The organism is Streptomyces mayonensis (genome assembly GCF_018982965.1).
Classification (GTDB): Bacteria; Actinomycetota; Actinomycetes; order Streptomycetales; family Streptomycetaceae; genus Streptomyces; species Streptomyces mayonensis.
Window position 1 is genome coordinate 76559 of sequence record NZ_JACBYP010000005.1, and the last position, 16683, is coordinate 93241.

The following is a 16683-nucleotide window of genomic DNA, read 5'->3' on the forward strand; positions in this document are numbered from 1 at the left end:
CGCACGGACGGCGGGGGAAACGGCCGACCCGGGCCCTGCGCGACCGGCTTGACGTCTCCACGTACGCACACGGACCTTCTCGTGGTCGAGGTGGCCGCCAGGGGCAGACGCACGGGAGAAGCTACGCACCGCCCGTACCCGCGTCGGAGAGGACGGAGTCGGGGCGCCGGCCGCGCGTTCTCCGGGTCAGCTCAGTATTGCCCGCGGCCGTGGGCGGTCGCGGACAATACTGCGCGGGCCGCGCGCTCGCCGGAGTGCAGCGCGCCCTGGATGTGCCCTGCGTCTTCGGTGGCCGTCTCGGTCGAGGCCCAGTGCAGTCGTCCGTCGAGGAACGGCCGCTGGTAGAGGTCGTGGCCGAAGAAGGAGTAGTCGCTGAGGGCGTGCACGGAACGCGGGGCCGTCCAGGTCTCGTGGCTCCAGTCCTGCACGTACACGGCCTCGGCTGCGGCGGCGGGCCCGAAGCACGCACCGAGTTGTGCAGCCACTGCCGCCTCGAAGCCCGGCCGGACGGTCCGGGCGTGCGCGAAGCCGAACAGCGCCGCGGGACGTCCGTCGACGCCGGACATGTAGTGGATCTCCTGGAGCGGTCCGACCCTGCTGAAGGCCGCGCCCGCGAGCCCGTCCTCGCGCCAGAAGGCGGTGGAGTAACGGGCGACGACCTTGGCGACGGCCCCCATCCACACCGGAGTGGAGCGGGCCAGGCGGACCAGGTCGTCAGGCAGGGCGTCGGCGAAGTCGATGCGCTCCAGCGCCAGCGCGGGTGGTACGGCCAGGACGACCTGTGCGGCGCGAAAGGACCGCCCCGCAGCGTGGACGTCGACTCCGTCCGCACCGGCGGGACGGTTCGCGGTGACGGGCGTGTCCGACAGGACGGCGTCCGGGGGCAGACTCGACGCGAGTGCCGAGGCGAGCTGCTGCGCCCCGGCCGCGAAGCGGTAGGACGGAACGTCGATCATGTTGCCGGGATACCGGTGGCCCCCCGACCGATCGTGCAGGACGGCGTCTCCCGCCAGGTGCTGGTCGAAGACCTCGGCCCCGGTCCGGGCGGCCAGCGCCGCGACGCGCTGCTCCCCGGCCAGAACCAGGTGGCCCCAAGGTCCAGGACACCACCCTCGACGGGCTCGCTGAGCAGCCGGCCACCGACCCTCGTCCGCGCTTCCAGGCACAGGACCTTGTGCCCGGCCTCGTGCAGTAGGTCACCGCGGTCGTCCCGGCCGCGCCGGCGCCGATCACGATGACGTCATGAGTGCCGCTGTGGAGCATGGCGGGTTCCCTTCGGGACGGTGGAGGACCGCCCCGCGGACTGCCGGCGCGACGGGCGGACGGGAGAGATCCGGCGAGGTCAGAACACTTGGGACGGGTCCAGCACGATACGGAACCGGGGCGCCGCGGAGCGCAGGCGCGCGACGGCCGCCCCCGCTTCCCGCAGCGGCATCCGCTCGATCACGGGCCGGACTCCGTTGGTGACGGCGAAGGCCATGGCCTCCTCCGTGTCCCGCGCGCTGCCGGTCAGGTGCCCGGTCACACTCACGCCCTGACCGACCAGCAGGCCCACCGGGAGACATAGGACGCCGTCGCCCACGCCCACCAGCGTGAGCCGGCCGTGCGGCCGCAGGCCGGTGACCAGTTCGCCCAGGGCGTCGGTGGTGGAGGCGGTGCGGATGACGTGGTCGACGCCGCCGAGGGCAGCGAGTGCCGTACCGGGGGCCTCGCGCGTGCTGTCGACGTAGTGCCGGGCACCGAGTTCGCGGGCCAGTTCCTCGCGGTCGTCGCCGCGGCGACCGCAACCGTCTCGTAGCCGAGCTTCTCCGCGAACTGCACGGCGAGGTGCCCCAGCCCGCCCAGTCCGAACACGGCGACCCTGCCCCCGGTCCGCGTACCGGCGTTGCGGACGGCGTTGAAGGTGGTCACGCCCGTGCAGCCGAAGACCGCCGCGTCGAAGAGGTCCAGGCCGTCGGGGACGCGCGCCGGCGCGTCCGCTGGCACGGTGATGCTCTGTGCCCAGCCACCGGGGTAAGACAGTCCGGGCACTTTCCGCTCGGGGCAGTGCACGACGTCGCCGTCACGGCAGAAGACGCAGTGCCCGCAGCTTCCGCCGAACCAGCCGACGGCCACGCGTTCCCCGACCGTCCAGCCACGCACCCGGTCGCCCACCTCGGCGATGACGCCGGCGACCTCGTGTCCGGGCGTCACCAGTGTGTCCCGGCCGGCCTTCGGAGCACTGGCCGTGCCGATGTCGGCGTGGCACACGCCACTGGCCTGCACGGACACCCGGACCTGATGCCCTTCCAGCGGGACGGTGTCGACGGCGGACGCGACCAACGGCCCGTCCGGCTCGGTCACGACCATGGCGACGGTGGGATCCGACACAGTGCACTTCCTGGGGGAACGCGGATGAGTGTTATAAGGGTGAGTGATGACGAAGTCATCGGCGACCCACGGGTAAACGGGGGTGAGCCGCACTGGTAGGCGACTCCAGCGAATGAGGCGATAAGCGATGGCTATGACGGAACGACTGAACGTCGAAGGTCTCCGCTACGCGCAGGCGGTCGCCGAGACCCGTTCCTTCAGTGCGGCGGCGCGGGCGTACGGCGTCACCCAGCCGGCCCTGTCCAACGGCATCGCGAAACTGGAGGAACGACTCGGGGGCAAACTCTTCGACCGCTCTCCTCGCGGCGTGACACAGACCGCCTTCGGCAGCCGCGTCCTGCCGCTCATCGAACGCGCCGTCACCGCCCTGGACGCCGTCACCGCGGAAGCCCGGCGGCTCACCGAACCGGACGACCCGAAGATCCGCATGGGTGTCTCCCCGCTCATCGGCCCGCACCTGGTGGGCCGCGCGTTCGACGCCGTCCGCGACCTGCCCACGCCCCGCGATCTCGTCCTGCGCGAGGCCAACATGCAGGACCTGCGCGACGGGCTACAGGCCGGACAACTCGACCTGATCCTGATCCCGGCCGTGACCGCGATGCCGCGCTTCGAGCACCGGGTCATCGATGTCGAGCCCGTCGTCATCGTCGGCACGACCGCCGACGACGGCACCTCGCTGGAACTGACCGAGGCCGGAAACCAACAGTTCATCCTCGTGCCGGAAGCCTGTGGGCTGACCACGTTCACCACTCAGCTCTTCCATGCGAACGAGGTACCGCTGCACACCTATCCCGGGGAAGCGGCCAGCTACCGGGTCCTGGAGGAATGGGCCGCTCTCGGCCTGGGCTCGGCCATGCTTCCCCAGTCCCGACTCACGTCCCCGGCCGTCCCGCACCGCCCGCTGCTGAACGCGGGCCGGGAGGTACAGATCTCCTTCGAGGCCGTATGGAGCCCCGACTCGGCCCTGCACACGGACCTTATCCTGCTCGCCCAGCAGCTCAGCACTCCCCGGTAGCCATACAGGTTGCTTATATGGCGATTCAGCATTCTCCCCTACCGGACGACATTTCGTCTGTCTAACTTGGCGATGTGCAGCGGTGATGTCGCAGCACACCCGTCGAGCCGGAAAGGCAGACATAACCGTGGCCTATCTTGAGATCACTCTCTCCGTGGACCCCGTCAACCGTCCCGCGGCGGCAGCCGTCTACGAGAAGTACAAGCAGCAGTTCCTGGACGGCGTCTCCGGCGCCACCAGCAAGGCGCTCCTGATCCGGGACGAGGACGTCCAGGTGCTCCACGGCTTCCGGTCGGTGACGGACGCCCGCGCGTACCTGGACAGCGAGCTGTTCACACAGGACGTCGTGAGTGAACTCGGCGCCGCTGCTGTCGACCGACCCTGACGTGCGGGTTTACGACACCGTCTGACATCCCCGTTCTGCGAAGGAGGACAGTGTGAGCACCGTGCGAGTCACCCCCTGGCACGAAGGCGATGTCCCGTCTCCCCCGTCCGAGCTGCTCGCAGGCATGCGAGGCCGCCGCCCGGGCGGCGAGCTGATCGGTATCGACCGCGTACTGCTGCGGAGCGTTCCGCTCGCCACGGGCTGGAACGGCCTGCTGGGCCGGGTCCGTGCCGAGTTCGGCCTCAGTCTGGAGTACCGCGAGCTGATCATGCTCCGGGTGGCCGCCCTGAACAGGGCGGAGTTCGAATGGGGCGTGCACCACCCCGCATACCTGGAGGCGGGCGGGAGTGATGAGAAGAGCCAGGCGCTTCGGAAAGAGGACGCGGACAGCACGCTCTTCAACGAGGAGGAACGGGCTCTGATCACCCTCACCGACCAGTCAACCCGTCGGGTCGAGGTGGAAGCCGACGTGATCGAGCACCTCAAGCGTCTGTTCGGCGAGGCTCAGACGGTGGAGGCGGTCGCCACGGTCGCGGCGTACAACATGGTCTCCCGCTTCCTGGTGGCGCTGGCCATCTGACCCGGGCGACGCCACGGCGACACGTCACGTACCGGCTGCCGGCGTCGCGGTGGTCGGTACGGGTGCATGCCCGACCTGCATCAGAGTGACGCGATCGAGCCGCGTTCCCTAGTAACGCGGGGACGATGATGGTCGCTCGCAGCACCGCTCGAAGCTTCCACAACGAGCGTCAGTCGAGCGTCAAGAATCTCCAGAACACCCCGCCGAAGGCGTCACCCATACAGGCACTCGCTCACGAACCCGCAGGTCAACCAGGTGTAAAGACCGATCCGTCCGCCCGAACCGCTGCACGGAAAGAAACAGGTCGAACAACCCACCCGAACAACAAAAGCGCAGGTCAGAGCCCCTTGCCCGCCGGTTCGAGGATCGCCACGCACTCAACATGCGATGTCATCGGAAAGAGGTCGGTCTGAGTGAGTCATGGAAAAGCCCAGGTCAGAGCAACTTCCTCGGCTCGCCGGGCAGCCTGAGGGCGCCCAGAGCGTCAAGTGCGTCACGACTGGCCGGACGCACCCGCCCTCGGTACGGCAGGCGCGTCACCTTCATCAAGAGCTCTACGGATCTTGTCGCTTTCTGCGGGACGACTGCGCGGCGCCGGTATTCCTACTCCTTCGTGGCAGCGTGGGAGCGTCGGCCGGAGAGCTCCTCTCTGCGGTGAGTGGCCTTACAGCGTGCGGCTCGCGCCCCTCGATCCCCTCGGTCCCGGGGAGGGAGTCGGTCTGTAGTGGTGCGGGAGCAGAACGCCGGGCGGTGTCCGGGACGGGCAGGACGTTTCGACGCTGCAACTCGGCGACGCTGACCAGCGGTGACATGAGAACACGGTCGAGCAGCTCATTCTGAGCCGGCTGCAGCTCGACCAGATGCCGCAGAACGGACAACACGTACTGGAGTTCCTCACTCCAGGCAGGTAGCCACCGCTCGGGCCGGATGCGGTCCAGCTCGCTGAGGGCTCTGCGTGACGGCGGTCCTGTCCTGCGTTTCAACCAGCCCTCGAGAACGTTCTGTCCGCTGACCTGGTAGTCCCGCATTTGCTGAGTTACCGGCCCGAAAACTCCTTGGCCGAAGTGGAGTTCCAGACGGTCGGAGTCGTAGACGAAACTCTCGGGTAGTTCGTCCCTGCCGACCTGTCTCCGGTACGTGATCGCCGGCTGTGCGGTCGTCCAGACCTCCTGGGGCCCGCCGGGCCTCCCCGACACCGGGTCCGTGAGTCTCTCTCCGAACGTGGAGGCCCAGATCACCTTCCGCCCGATGTGCAACGCCTCCGACCACAGCGTGGCGTCACCGGTGAGGGGTACGCGGAGGCCGACGGTGGTGAGTTCGTCATCGAAGCGGGACCGGAAACCAGGGTGGGCCGTGATCGCGGCGATGTACGCGAGCAAGTCCTCGGCGGAGACAGCCAGACCACCGAAGGAGTTACGAAGGTGCTGGAGAAGGCCGGGGGTCACATTGGGGGTACCGTCCTTCTGCAGGAAGGGGATCACCCTGCCACCACCCCAGCCGGCGAAGTGATGCATGTCCGGCATCAGCGCGGTGAACAGCGTGGCGGGGCCGTCACCGAACCGTTCTGAGTGCAACTCTACGATGTGTATCTGGCCCTCGGCCCGGTTCTCCCACAGCTCCGGCGAGCACCTGTCGAGGATTCTGTTGTCCGGGATGATCCACTGCCGATCGAAGGGGCGGAAGGCCACGGGCACCGGTTCCGGACACTCGGGACCCGCCTCCAGCATCGACCGCCTTCGGTGTGCCGATCCCGGGAGCGGCTTGACCGGCCGGTCGATGGTACGGCCGCCTTTGGTCTCCCTGAACAAGGCACGCTTCTCGGCCAGGTCCGTCTCGGCGGTCAACCTCCGCCACCGAGAGCGCAGCGTATCGGGGTCCGCCGAGTAGACCCACGTCCGCTTGGGCAAAATGCCGGGCACTGTCCATGGCAGCAGATCATCCAATGCGGGATACGTATCCCATGCTCCGATGGCCGCAGGCGTGAACGGAGCATGGACGTCCTGACGCACCGACCGCCACTGGTCACTGTCCGGCTTGAGAGCCTCGAGCTGTGCGTACTTCTCCTCACGAGTGCTGCCGTCCAGGGCGACGTACCTGATACGGGCAGATTCGGTGTCGGCTCTGCTACGGACGAACACGGCGATCGTCAGTTGCTGCTGAACGCCCTCGAAAAGGCGTGTCCGTAAAGGTGGCTGGATACCCTCGGGGCTGAGGTCGATGATCCAGCCTTCGGAACAAGTCTCACGCAGGTACTTCCTCATCCCTCGGAAACCGGGCCCGCTGAGGAAGCCCGCGGTACTGATGAAGGCGACGATTCCGCGGTCCGACTCGGAACGGTGCTGTTCGAAGACCTTGAAGGTGGCCCAGCGCCAGAAGTAGACGTACAGGTTCTTGAGCTTGTTCTCGTGTACTCCGTTTCTGCCACCGAGGCGGAAGGCATCGAGCAGGGGTGCTTTGTCATCCCCCTCGCGCCCTTTCTCCACCCAGCCGCCCTCCCCCTCGGCTCTCTCCCGGTCCGGGGGGTTACTGATCATGACAGTGACCTTCTGCTCGCGCTTGATCCAGTCCGCCTTGCGGGTGTTCTCGATCAGAGGATCACCATCGGGCAGGAACGTGAAGAGCGTGGCCCTCTCGTAGGGGTCTGCGAGGGTGTCGGCGAGATGGAGCCGCAGGTCGCCGAGTTGAGTGTCGGTGACTTGCTTACGGAGGGTCTGGGTGATTCTCATCTGGGCGACCGCGTAGGCGGCCATCTGACGCTCGAAGCCGATCAGCCGTCCCGCCAACTGTTCCACCGCTTCGCCGCGGAACCCCTCCCCGCGGCGGGAGCGTTCTTCGGCGACCCTGTCGATAATCTCGCTGAGGAATGTGCCGGTGCCCATGGCGGGGTCGACGATCGTCACCTGCTCGTCGGCGAAGCCCTCCACACAGCCCAGGCGGGTGCGCAGGACTGCGTCGGTGAAGCGAACCATCGCCTTCACCAGACGGGGCGGGGTGTAGTACGTGCCGGAGCGTTTACGCAGATCGCGGTCGTATTCCTGGAGGAAATCCTCGTAGAGATGAACGTGGGCGTCGGGCGTCCGTGCTCGGATCGCCTCCCAGTCGACAGCGTCGATGACCTGCACCAGCGTGTCGATTCGGCGGGCGAACTCGGCGTCCACCGTCTCCGTCAGCAACTGCAGGGCTCGACCCATGACCGTGTTCTCTGCCTTCAACTCACGTGCAACGTCAACGAAGTTACGGTCGGCGAGCGGTACGTTTTCGATACGGGCCAGCAGCAGGGCGAAGGCGATCGTCTGGGTGTAACGGTCGGCGAAGAGGTGATCGGGGTCTTGTCCATCGGTTGAGGGGAAGAGCACCTTGCTCCAGTGGTGTGCCAAGGCGGTGAAAGGCTTGGGGACAAGCCGTCGGCTGCGAGGACCGTCTGGCGTTCTGCGTTCGAGGGCGAGCTGCTCCAGCACCTCCTCGCGCAAGTACTGACACAGCGGAGCGATAGACGACACCAACTGGCCAACAGTCGTGATGCGTCGGGGCTGCCATCCGAGGAATTCCCGCAACAGACCCCGAAACGCAGCTCCGTCGGCTGCGCTGGTACGCAACCGGCTGCCGGACCGGTACAGATCACCTTCGAGCCGTACCGTGCGCAGAGGCCGCGATCCGCCTCGGTACAGGCACCAGGTGTGACCGTTGCTATACAGCACATTCGGCAGCCGGCGCATCAGCTCCCACTGCTCCCGGTCCCGCTTCGTGAAGCCGTCAGGCGTGACGTCGTGCCCCGGGGCCTTCAGCTCGAGGAACCCGGTGATGCGCCCCGCTGTCTCCACCGCGTAATCCGGACGCACCCGGGCCTCGGGCAAGGAATACTCAGGATGAAGGCGAGGACGCAGCTTCCAGCGCGCCCCGAATTTCTCCACCAGCTTCGCCACCGGCAGGCTGATGGACGCCTCCGTGTCGCTGACCCGCAGACGCTCCTTGCACTCGGCCCCAAAGTCCGACACGAGAGCCCGCATCCACTCCTCCGGCACCTTGTCCCCCTCCAAGCTGTGGACACGGACGGTGGATCACCGCAGACACAGCTTGTTGGAGGCGAAAGGACCGGCTCAGTGCGCACGGGGGGCGCGCGAGGGGCACGGACGGCGCGTTCCGTGACCGCTGTGAAAAGAGGGGCGGATGTTGCGCTCAAGGGGGATCTGGCGGTCTCTTCCTCCCTCGGGCGGGAAGGCGCTCTCGGGACGCCATTCCCGATTTACTGCCGGGGTCCTGGTCTCCTTCCTTCATTCCGCCATCGCAGCGACTCACGCTGTGCGAATCACCGAAAGCGAGCGGACCCTCTGCCCCGCCTCTCGAAAGTCCTGCAGATGCTTGCCGCCATACGCATTAACCCGCTGGACGGACGCCCCCCGGGGACGGGACCAGCACGCCCGGCGGACTGCCAGGAGTCAGCACCGCTCACGGAAGAGCAGACTGCGGCAATCAGCTCACCCGGGGATCCGCCCCGCTCGCTCCGGACGCCGGCTCGCACATCATGACCCTCACCGCGTCTCAGGCCGCCATAATGGAGTCATGCCCTCCAGCTCACAGCACGCCGCACCCACGCCGAGCGACCCCTCGGGCGCGGTCGCCGAGGACCTCGCGCTGTACCGGGAGAAGTTCCGGCGGCGTCTGCCGGAGTCGCTGGACGGGTTGCACGGGCCGACCCACGGTGTCGTGCATCTGCCGCTGCACATGGCCTGGTCCGGGATGGCCTCGTACGACCTGGGCAAGCCGCGTCAGCGTATGGGTCTCTACCGGACCGTCCTGCACGAGGGCCTGCGCGACGACCTGCCCCGCTACCTCAACCAAGACCTGCTCCTCCAACTGTGGCCGGTGCTGCGCACTCTCGTCGGCCGCACCGTGCGCGCCGTATGGGAAGACGCCTTCCCTCAGCTCGCCTCCCGCACCCGGGCAGCCGCGTGACGGACATGCCGGAGCTGCACACGCGGCTCTTGGCGGACGTGATCGCGCTCGGTTCCCCGTATCCACTCGTTCTCACCGGTGGATACGCCGTGCGGGCGCACGGCCTCGTGAATCGCCCCAGCCAGGATCTCGATGTCGCCACCGAGAACCCGGCTCCCATGGCCGACATCGCCACCACGCTCCGCGCCGGCCTGGAAGCCCGCGGCTGGGAGGTGCAGGCACTGGAGACAGCCCCGCTGTCCGCCCGCTTCACCGTGTCCGACCCGGCCACCGGGCAGGAATGCGAGGTCGACATCCTCAAGGAGATCTTCTGGCGGCCGGTCGCCCAGAGCCCGTACGGTCCCGTCCTCGCGGAGGAGGACGTGATCGGGACCAAGGTACGCGCGCTGGCCGACCGCGGCGCGCCCCGCGACCTGATCGACGTGTTCGCAGCCTCCCGGCGGTGGACCAACACCGAGCTCGAAGAGTTCGGCCGCCGCCACGCCCGCGGCCGCTTCGAGCGCGAAGACCTGCAATCGAACCTCACGGGCGCCGAGTGGACCGACGACGAAGCCTTCCTCACCTACGGGCTCGATGACGCCACCATCACCGCGCTTCGCGCTTGGGCTGTGGATTGGGCCGACGACCTCGCCGCTCGTCTCCTCGATGAGTCCGATGATCCGCACATCGACTGATCACGTCCGGATGAGGACTCGCGGTGAGACTTGCGTACTGAAATCCGCCGTACCGTACAGTGCCACGGTGGTCACCATGAGCGTCCACGGAGGCAAGGTGATCGCCGGGGTCGGCTACAGGTGCAGTCCCACATGACCGCGAGCGGCGGCCAGTCCACCGTGATCAAGCATGGACACGTCCCGGATGGCCGCTCTCCAGAATCTACTGGATCACGCCCACAACGAATCCGTCAGTGGCGACGCATCGCCGGCCGCCCGCGACGTCAACCTCACGGCAAACACCCCGCCGGACAACCGGATATCGAGCAACGATCCGTTCCGCATAAGGCCGTTTATCGAGTGGAAGCAGCAGGGGGCGTCAGTGCCGGTTGCTGCGCCTGCCCCACCGCGGCAGCCCCCACGCTGGTCCCGGGACAGACCGTCGTCCTGCCCGAAGAAGCCCGGCAGAGCCTCCACATGGCCTTCGCCAGCGCGGACGCGGACCTCACCCTCTTCCTCACTGGCGAGGAGGGGCAGGTCGCCCGCGACGAGGACTTCGTCTTCTACAACCAGCCGTCCGCCGCGGACGGCACCGCACGACTGCTGGGCAAGCAGCAAGAGGGACCTCGGCTCGTTGAGCGCGCCGTTGGTTCTCCACCTCGCTGCTCTTCCCGAACGGGTACGGAGTGTGGCCGTAGCCATCAACGCGGACGTCGACACCGGCCGCGCCTGCGGATCCCTTACCCACGCCAACCTGCACATGGAGAGCGGCGTAGGAGCTACGTGGGTGTTCCAGCCTCCCACCGACCCCAGCATCCGCGCCATGGTCATCGCCGATTTGGACCGGCACACCGTCGAGACCCGTTCCGTCTGGAAACTGCGCGCCATCGGTCAGGGATGGGCGGACGGCCTCAACGGTCTCGCCAGCGCTCACGGGTCGATGTCGCATGACCACGAGAGTCGGCCGTGATGGCTGGTCGGTTGCTTTCGACGTGAAGGTACGCCCGGTGGGACGGGCGTCGGGGCTTGGCGCCATCACGCCCCAGTGTGTCTGCCCCGCTCAGTCCTCGTCATGAGGCATCGGATGGGCTGCCTGATAGTCCGCGATGAGACTAGCCGGTAGCCGACCAGCCCGGCTCACCGGACGTCCAGTCGCTGCTGCCCAAGCGCGGACGAGGTGGGGTGCTGGAGTCGGGCCCTTTCTCGGGGCCGGGACTGTCCTGGTGCGTACGGTGGATGGAACTACGGCCTGGTGAGCCGTGCGCTGCGGGATGCCGTTCTCGATCACGTCTGCCAGTGATCGCAGCCTGGCTGCGACGACCGGTAGGGACGCGCAGGCGGAGTATTCGTCGTGCTTTACCTTCTCGGCGGCGGACACGACGGGAGACGTTAGGAAACCAATAGCTTGTTCGATCTCATTTTGATTGATCGGTGAGGCGGTCGTACTGGTCTTCAGCATGCGCCAGAGGTCGCGAACGCTCAGCCTGCCCTGGTTGTAGGCGATGTCCGTGGGGTCGTTGCCGCTTTCCCACAGTGCCTGGCCCACACGGTGCACGGCATCAAGCCGACGTTCCACTGCAGCCCAGACTCCCTCCACGCCACTGGTCGACCCGTCGGATCCGAAGAGCAGTTGGAAGATCTCCCGAGGGAGAAGTCTGGTGCTGGTCGATCGCACAAGCCAATCAGCGACCTCCTGTGCTGTTACGAGAGGAATGCGATCGCTGGTTGCTACGTATCGTGCAGGCACACGCATCAATCCACTGACCGAACAGATCCCACGAGTAGGGATCAGCCTGTCCGGCAGACTCCATGGAGTCAGCGCCACTTTCGAGACCTCATCTCGCTTCCCCGCGCGACGTCGAACGTCAGAAAGTGGGGAACCAGGCCGCCAGGCACTTGGCGATGGCTGGTATATCAATGTTGTCCTGCGCGACGTCCTCGACGAACGGACCGGCCACGGAGACGGGTGGCGGGGCGGTACCGGCGCTGACGCCGTTGAACCGCAGGAAGACACGCATGGCAAGCCAGGCGGTGCGCTTGTTGCCGTCGATCAGCGCGTGATTGCGCGCGACGGAGTGCAGCAGTGCCGCGGCCTTCTCGTGCAGCGTGGGATACACCTCGGCCCCGAACACGTTCGTCCGGGGCCGTTCGATCGCTGCCACCAAAAGTCCCATGTCACGCACGCTGTGCTCGGTACCGTTGACCGTGCGGGCGATGGCCAGGATCTCGTCGATATGGATGTAGCGCACTTGGGTCACTTCAGGTAGTCCAGGATCTCCGCATCGCTGTCCATCAGCTCGGCCAGGACGTCATCGACCTTCAGCTCGGCCCGGTGCTGGGCGTCACGGATGGCCTCGATGGCAAGTTCCTGCTTGCTGCGACCCTCCCGACGAGCCCGCTCGGTGAGCTTCGCGTCAAGGTCGTCGGGGAGTCGGAGTGTCATCGCCATACACAGATGATACCTGACCGGTATCACGATGGCGCGGTCGAGTCGCGTTCTCCAGCAACGCGCGGCCTAAGACGGTGGCTCACAGCGGTGGCGGAGGTGCAGCAGAGACTTCCGCTTCGAGCGTCATCCGGGCGTCAAGATTCTCCGAACGCCCCTCTATATGCGTCACCCATGCAGGCACCTCGCTCACGAAACCGCAGGTCAGCAAGGCGCAAAGATCAATCCCCCGCTCGAACCGCTGTACAGAGGGAAACAGATCGAGCAACCCACCCGGACAACAAAAGCGCAGGTCAGGATCCCTTGCCCACAGGCTCCAGAATCGCCACGCACTCCACATGGTGCGTCATCGGAAACAGATCGAACGCCCGCAGCGTCCGCACCCGGTACCCCCCGTCCCGGAAGTACGCCAGGTCGCGGGCCAGGGCGGCCGGGTCGCAGGCGACGTAGGCGATGCGGCGGGCGCCCAGGGTCGTGAGGTGCTGGACCGTTTTGCGGCCGGCGCCCGCGCGGGGCGGGTCGAGGAGGACGAGGTCGACCTCGGAGATTCCGGTGCCGGGCAGGACCGACTCGACCTTGCCCTGTTCCACCCTGACCCGGTCGAAGCCGGCCAGGTTGTGGCGGGCGTCCTCGACGGCGCGTTTGCCGGACTCGATGCCGAGGACCGCGCCCTGGTCGCCGACCCGGTCGGCGAGGGCGCCCGCGAAGAGGCCCACGCCGCAGTAGAGGTCCAGGGCCATGTCGCCCTTGCGGGGCAGCAGGCCCTGCATGACCGCCGTGACCAGGGTGTCGGCGGACTTCGGGTGGACCTGCCAGAAGCCGCCGGAGCCGACCCGGTAGGTGCGCCCGTCGGCGCGTTCGCGGACGAAGGGGCGGCCGTGGACGCGGTGGACGCCGCCGGCCCCGGCCCGTCCCTGAGACTCCCCTACCCGCATGACCGAGACCGGGCGGTCCAGTTCGACGAGGGGGAGGCGGGCGCCGGGCCTCGGGGTGAGGATGACCTGGCGGTCCTGGGAGCCGGTGGCCGCGATCGCCTCGACGGTCGACATGCCGGGCCACTCGCGCTGCTCGATGCCCAGCTCGCTGACGCCGTCCGCCGCGATGAGGCAGTGGTCGACCGGTTCGACCTCGTGGGAGCGGTGGCGGCGCAGGCCTGCGCGGCCGTCCGCGTCCACCGCGTACTGCACGCGGGTGCGCCAGGACGGGACCTGCCCTGCGGGGAGCTTGTCGCCCTCGGCCGGCATCACGGTGCCGTCCCAGCCGGCCTCCTCGGGGGTGAGCCCCGCGAGGCGCTCCAGCTGCTCGGCGACGACCTCGCCCTTCAGGCGGCGCTGGGCGCCCGGCTTGGCGTGCTGCCAGTCGCAGCCGCCGCAGCGGCCGGGGCCGGCGAACGGGCAGGGGGCCTCGATGCGGTCCTTGGAGGCGTCCAGGATCTCGACCGCGTCGGCACGCAGGAAGCGGGCGCCCTCCTCGCCCTCCGTCACCCGGGCCACGACCCGCTCGCCGGGCAGCGTGTGCCGGACGAACAGCACCTGCCCCTCGGACGTGCGGGCGATGCAGTGGCCGCCGTGGGCGACGGGGCCGACCTCGACCTCGTACTCCTCGCCCACCAGCGAGCCCGCCTTGGACTCCGCCCGGGACTCCGGCCCGGGCTCCGCCTGCGACTTCTTCGGTTCTGCCTGCATGGCGGGGTGACTCCAGAGAACGGGGGACGACAGAGGACAACAGCCGTCCAGTCTACGTGGACGAAGAGGGGTCCTTCGTACGGTCGTGGTGGGCGGGACCGCGGCGGACCGCGCCGGGGGCGCTCCAGTTCTGGCGCCTGCGGGCCCGGCGCCTGGCGGCCTCGGAGGACTCCAGCTGGTAGGGGACGGACGTGACCATGACGCCGGGCGTGAACAGCAGGCGCCCCTTGAGGCGCAGGGCGCTCTGGTTGTGCAGCAGGTGCTCGTACCAGTGGCCGACCACGTACTCCGGGATGATCACGGAGACTGCGTCGCGCGGGGACTCCTTGCGCAGGCCCTTGACGTACTCGATGACCGGCCGCGTGATCTCGCGGTACGGCGAGTCCAGCACCTTCAGGGGTACGGCGATGCCGCGCCGCTCCCACTCCTCCCGCAGGGCCTTCGTCTCGGCCGGGTCGACGTTGACGCTGAGCGCCTCCAGGCTGTCGGAGCGCATGAGCTTGGCGTAGGCGAGGGCGCGGAGCGTGGGGCGGTGGATCTTGGAGATCAGGACCACGGAGTGGACGCGGGAGGGCCGCACCATGTCGTCGGCCTGCGCCTCGTCGGGGTCCTCGGGGGCCGCGATCTCCTCGGCGACGCGGTCGTAGTGCTTGCGGATCGCCGTCATCGTGGCGAAGAAGATGCACATGCCGAGCAGGGCGACCCAGGCTCCGTGGGTGAACTTGGTGGCCAGCACGACGACCAGGACGAGTCCGGTGAAGAAGGCACCGAAGGCGTTGATCGCCCGGGAGCGGATCATGTGGCGGCGTCTGGCCGGGTCCCGTTCGGTGGTCAGGTTGCGGTTCCAGTGGCGGACCATGCCGATCTGGCTCAGCGTGAAGGACACGAACACGCCGACGATGTACAGCTGGATCAGCCGCGTGGAGTCGGCGCCGTAGACGACGACCAGGAGCATCGCCGCGCCCGCCAGGAGCACGATGCCGTTGGAGAAGGCCAGGCGGTCGCCGCGGGTGTGGAGCTGGCGCGGCAGGTAGCGGTCCTGGGCGAGGATCGAGCCGAGCAGCGGGAAGCCGTTGTACGCGGTGTTCGCGGCGAGGAAGAGGACGAGCGCGGTGGCGGCGGCCAGGACGACGAACAGGAAGCTGCCCTCGCCGAAGACCGCCTCGGCGACCTGCGAGATCACCGGGTGCTGGACGTAGTCCGCGCCGACCGCGACGCCGTTGTGGAAGAGGTCGGTGGCCGGGTTCTCCGACATGCGGACGTCCGTCGCCGAGGCGAGCGCGATGATGCCGCAGAACATGGTGACGGCGAGCAGGCCCATCATCGCCAGGGTGTTGCCCGCGTTCTTCGACTTGGGCTTGCGGAAGGCCGGGACACCGTTGGAGATCGCCTCGACGCCGGTGAGCGCGGCGCAGCCCGAGGAGAAGGCGCGCAGGAGGAGGAAGACCAGGGCGAAGCCCGCCAGGCCTCCGTGCTCCGGTTTGATCTCGTACTCCGCGGTCGGGGCGCGCATGCTGTCGCCCAGCACCAGGCCGCGGAACGCGCCCCACACGATCATGATGAAGACGCCCGCGACGAAGACGTACGTCGGGATCGCGAAGAGGGTGCCCGACTCCCTGACCCCGCGCAGGTTCATCAGCGTCAGCAGCAGGATCACGGCGACCGCGCACAGGACCTTGTGCTCGACGACGAAGGGGATCGCCGAGCCCAGGTTCTCGATGCCGGAGGAGATGGAGACCGCGACCGTCAGGACGTAGTCCACCAGCAGGGCGCTGGCCACGGTCAGACCGGCCTTCGGGCCCAGGTTGGTGGTGGCCACCTCGTAGTCGCCGCCGCCGCTCGGGTAGGCGTGGACGTTCTGCCGGTAGGAGGCGACGACGGTGAACATCAGGACGACGACCGCGACCGCGATCCAGGGGCTGAAGTGGTACGCCGACACGCCCGCGATGGACAGGACCAGCAGCACCTCGCCGGGCGCGTAGGCAACCGAGGACAGCGGGTCGGACGCGAACACGGGGAGGGCGATGCGCTTCGGCAGGAGCGTCTCGCCCAGCCGGTCGCTGCGCAGTGCGCGCCCGATCAGGATCCGCTTGGGCACGTCGGTCAGTTTGGACACAACAGAGGATCGTAAGCGTTCGAACGAGCGACCGCCTACCCGCCACCCCCGAACCGCCCGCCGTCTGCCCTACGGGTGAATTCGCGGGACGGGGCGGCTGGGAATTCCGCAGGTGACGGGGTTCGCATGCCTATATGACCAGCACCGGTCGAAGGCTGTCCGTCGCGCTGAGGGAGTTCCCATGCATCTGTCCGCGGAGCTGATCGGCGGCGCCGTCACGCTCGTCGGCCTCGGAATCCTGACGTTCGCCAGCGTGCGCAGCATCGGGCGACGGGGAACGCCGGCGGAGGGCTGGCCCGAGCGGCCCTGCGTACCCGCGGGGGACGAACTCCGCCGTCCGTGATGCGTCGTCGGTGTTGCGTCGCCTTGCGTCGTCGGTGATCCGCCGTCCGTGACCCACGCTCGCGCGCTTGCATCCGCGCCCTGCGGCTCTCACCCTCGCTTCCGTCTCGTCCCTCCCCACTCCCCCGGCCGCCATGG

Annotated in this window: 16 protein-coding genes and 2 pseudogenes; 8 read left to right on the forward strand and 10 right to left on the reverse strand. The window is 68.1% G+C overall.

Annotated features, from left to right (window positions below; translation table 11 throughout):
- Positions 1 to 191 precede the first annotated feature (191 nt).
- From HZS56_RS03070 to HZS56_RS37970, 4 genes and pseudogenes are all read right to left on the reverse strand, one after another.
- Positions 192 to 956, reverse strand: coding sequence for a flavin monoamine oxidase family protein (locus HZS56_RS03070; RefSeq protein WP_253913636.1), 765 nt, complete (start codon positions 954 to 956; stop codon positions 192 to 194).
- Entirely contained in the window at positions 953 to 1192 is a 240-nt protein-coding gene (locus tag HZS56_RS37960; RefSeq protein WP_308407976.1) for an FAD-dependent oxidoreductase, read from the reverse strand. The genes HZS56_RS03070 and HZS56_RS37960 overlap by 4 nt, the downstream gene beginning before the upstream one ends.
- A gap of 150 nt (positions 1193 to 1342) precedes the next feature.
- Positions 1343 to 2047 carry a zinc-binding dehydrogenase gene (locus tag HZS56_RS38875; RefSeq protein WP_308407977.1) on the reverse strand — a complete coding sequence of 235 codons (705 nt, stop codon included), beginning with the start codon at positions 2045 to 2047 and terminating at the stop codon, positions 1343 to 1345.
- Positions 2014 to 2349, reverse strand: a pseudogene (locus HZS56_RS37970) (alcohol dehydrogenase catalytic domain-containing protein); the annotation flags it as partial. The pseudogene HZS56_RS37970 and the gene HZS56_RS38875, both read right to left, overlap by 34 nt.
- A 154-nt stretch (positions 2350 to 2503) precedes the next feature.
- On the opposite strand from HZS56_RS37970, the gene HZS56_RS03080 reads away from it, so the two are divergent.
- From HZS56_RS03080 to HZS56_RS03090, 3 genes are all read left to right on the forward strand, one after another.
- Positions 2504 to 3385 carry a LysR family transcriptional regulator gene (locus HZS56_RS03080; protein ID WP_216719087.1) on the forward strand — a complete coding sequence of 294 codons (882 nt, stop codon included), beginning with the start codon at positions 2504 to 2506 and terminating at the stop codon, positions 3383 to 3385.
- Positions 3386 to 3512: 127 nt separating this feature from the next.
- On the forward strand, positions 3513 to 3770 hold the full coding sequence (locus HZS56_RS03085) for a hypothetical protein (protein ID WP_253913637.1): 258 nt from the start codon (positions 3513 to 3515) through the stop codon (positions 3768 to 3770).
- Between the two features lie 52 nt (positions 3771 to 3822).
- On the forward strand, positions 3823 to 4350 hold the full coding sequence (locus HZS56_RS03090; RefSeq protein ID WP_216719088.1) for a carboxymuconolactone decarboxylase family protein: 528 nt from the start codon (positions 3823 to 3825) through the stop codon (positions 4348 to 4350).
- Between the two features lie 554 nt (positions 4351 to 4904).
- On the opposite strand, the gene HZS56_RS03095 is transcribed toward HZS56_RS03090, so the two are convergent.
- Positions 4905 to 8372 carry a type ISP restriction/modification enzyme gene (locus HZS56_RS03095; protein ID WP_216719089.1) on the reverse strand — a complete coding sequence of 1156 codons (3468 nt, stop codon included), beginning with the start codon at positions 8370 to 8372 and terminating at the stop codon, positions 4905 to 4907.
- 538 nt (positions 8373 to 8910) lie between these two features.
- Here HZS56_RS03095 and HZS56_RS03100 point away from each other — a divergent pair.
- The 4 genes and pseudogenes from HZS56_RS03100 to HZS56_RS37980 all read left to right on the forward strand — a co-directional run bounded on the left by HZS56_RS03100 (position 8911) and on the right by HZS56_RS37980 (position 10926).
- Positions 8911 to 9303: a hypothetical protein gene (locus tag HZS56_RS03100; RefSeq protein ID WP_216719090.1), complete on the forward strand. Its 393-nt coding sequence runs from the start codon at positions 8911 to 8913 to the stop codon at positions 9301 to 9303.
- Positions 9304 to 9308: 5 nt separating this feature from the next.
- Positions 9309 to 9977 (forward strand): nucleotidyl transferase AbiEii/AbiGii toxin family protein, encoded by a 669-nt coding sequence (locus HZS56_RS03105; RefSeq protein WP_216719091.1) that lies wholly within the window; start codon positions 9309 to 9311, stop codon positions 9975 to 9977.
- A 456-nt stretch (positions 9978 to 10433) separates the two neighbouring features.
- Positions 10434 to 10520 (forward strand): annotated as a pseudogene (locus tag HZS56_RS37975) (hypothetical protein); the annotation flags it as partial.
- A gap of 124 nt (positions 10521 to 10644) precedes the next feature.
- On the forward strand, positions 10645 to 10926 hold the full coding sequence (locus tag HZS56_RS37980; protein ID WP_374201062.1) for a TerD family protein: 282 nt from the start codon (positions 10645 to 10647) through the stop codon (positions 10924 to 10926).
- 90 nt (positions 10927 to 11016) lie between these two features.
- Here the strand turns inward: HZS56_RS37980 and HZS56_RS39190 are convergent, their stop codons facing one another.
- The 5 genes from HZS56_RS39190 to HZS56_RS03135 form a co-directional block, all read right to left on the reverse strand.
- Positions 11017 to 11709 carry an Lsr2 family DNA-binding protein gene (locus HZS56_RS39190; protein ID WP_444875593.1) on the reverse strand — a complete coding sequence of 231 codons (693 nt, stop codon included), beginning with the start codon at positions 11707 to 11709 and terminating at the stop codon, positions 11017 to 11019.
- A 112-nt stretch (positions 11710 to 11821) separates the two neighbouring features.
- Positions 11822 to 12214, reverse strand: coding sequence for a type II toxin-antitoxin system death-on-curing family toxin (locus HZS56_RS03120; protein ID WP_216719093.1), 393 nt, complete (start codon positions 12212 to 12214; stop codon positions 11822 to 11824).
- Positions 12211 to 12405: a ribbon-helix-helix protein, CopG family gene (locus HZS56_RS03125; protein ID WP_216719094.1), complete on the reverse strand. Its 195-nt coding sequence runs from the start codon at positions 12403 to 12405 to the stop codon at positions 12211 to 12213. The genes HZS56_RS03120 and HZS56_RS03125 overlap by 4 nt, the downstream gene beginning before the upstream one ends.
- A gap of 290 nt (positions 12406 to 12695) precedes the next feature.
- Complete coding sequence (locus tag HZS56_RS03130) at positions 12696 to 14087, reverse strand: class I SAM-dependent RNA methyltransferase (protein ID WP_216719095.1); 1392 nt, start codon at positions 14085 to 14087, stop codon at positions 12696 to 12698.
- Between the two features lie 52 nt (positions 14088 to 14139).
- Positions 14140 to 16203 (reverse strand): APC family permease, encoded by a 2064-nt coding sequence (locus tag HZS56_RS03135; RefSeq protein WP_216719096.1) that lies wholly within the window; start codon positions 16201 to 16203, stop codon positions 14140 to 14142.
- A gap of 181 nt (positions 16204 to 16384) precedes the next feature.
- Here HZS56_RS03135 and HZS56_RS03140 point away from each other — a divergent pair, with 181 nt between their 5' ends.
- Complete coding sequence (locus HZS56_RS03140; RefSeq protein ID WP_216719138.1) at positions 16385 to 16546, forward strand: hypothetical protein; 162 nt, start codon at positions 16385 to 16387, stop codon at positions 16544 to 16546.
- Positions 16547 to 16683 lie beyond the last annotated feature (137 nt).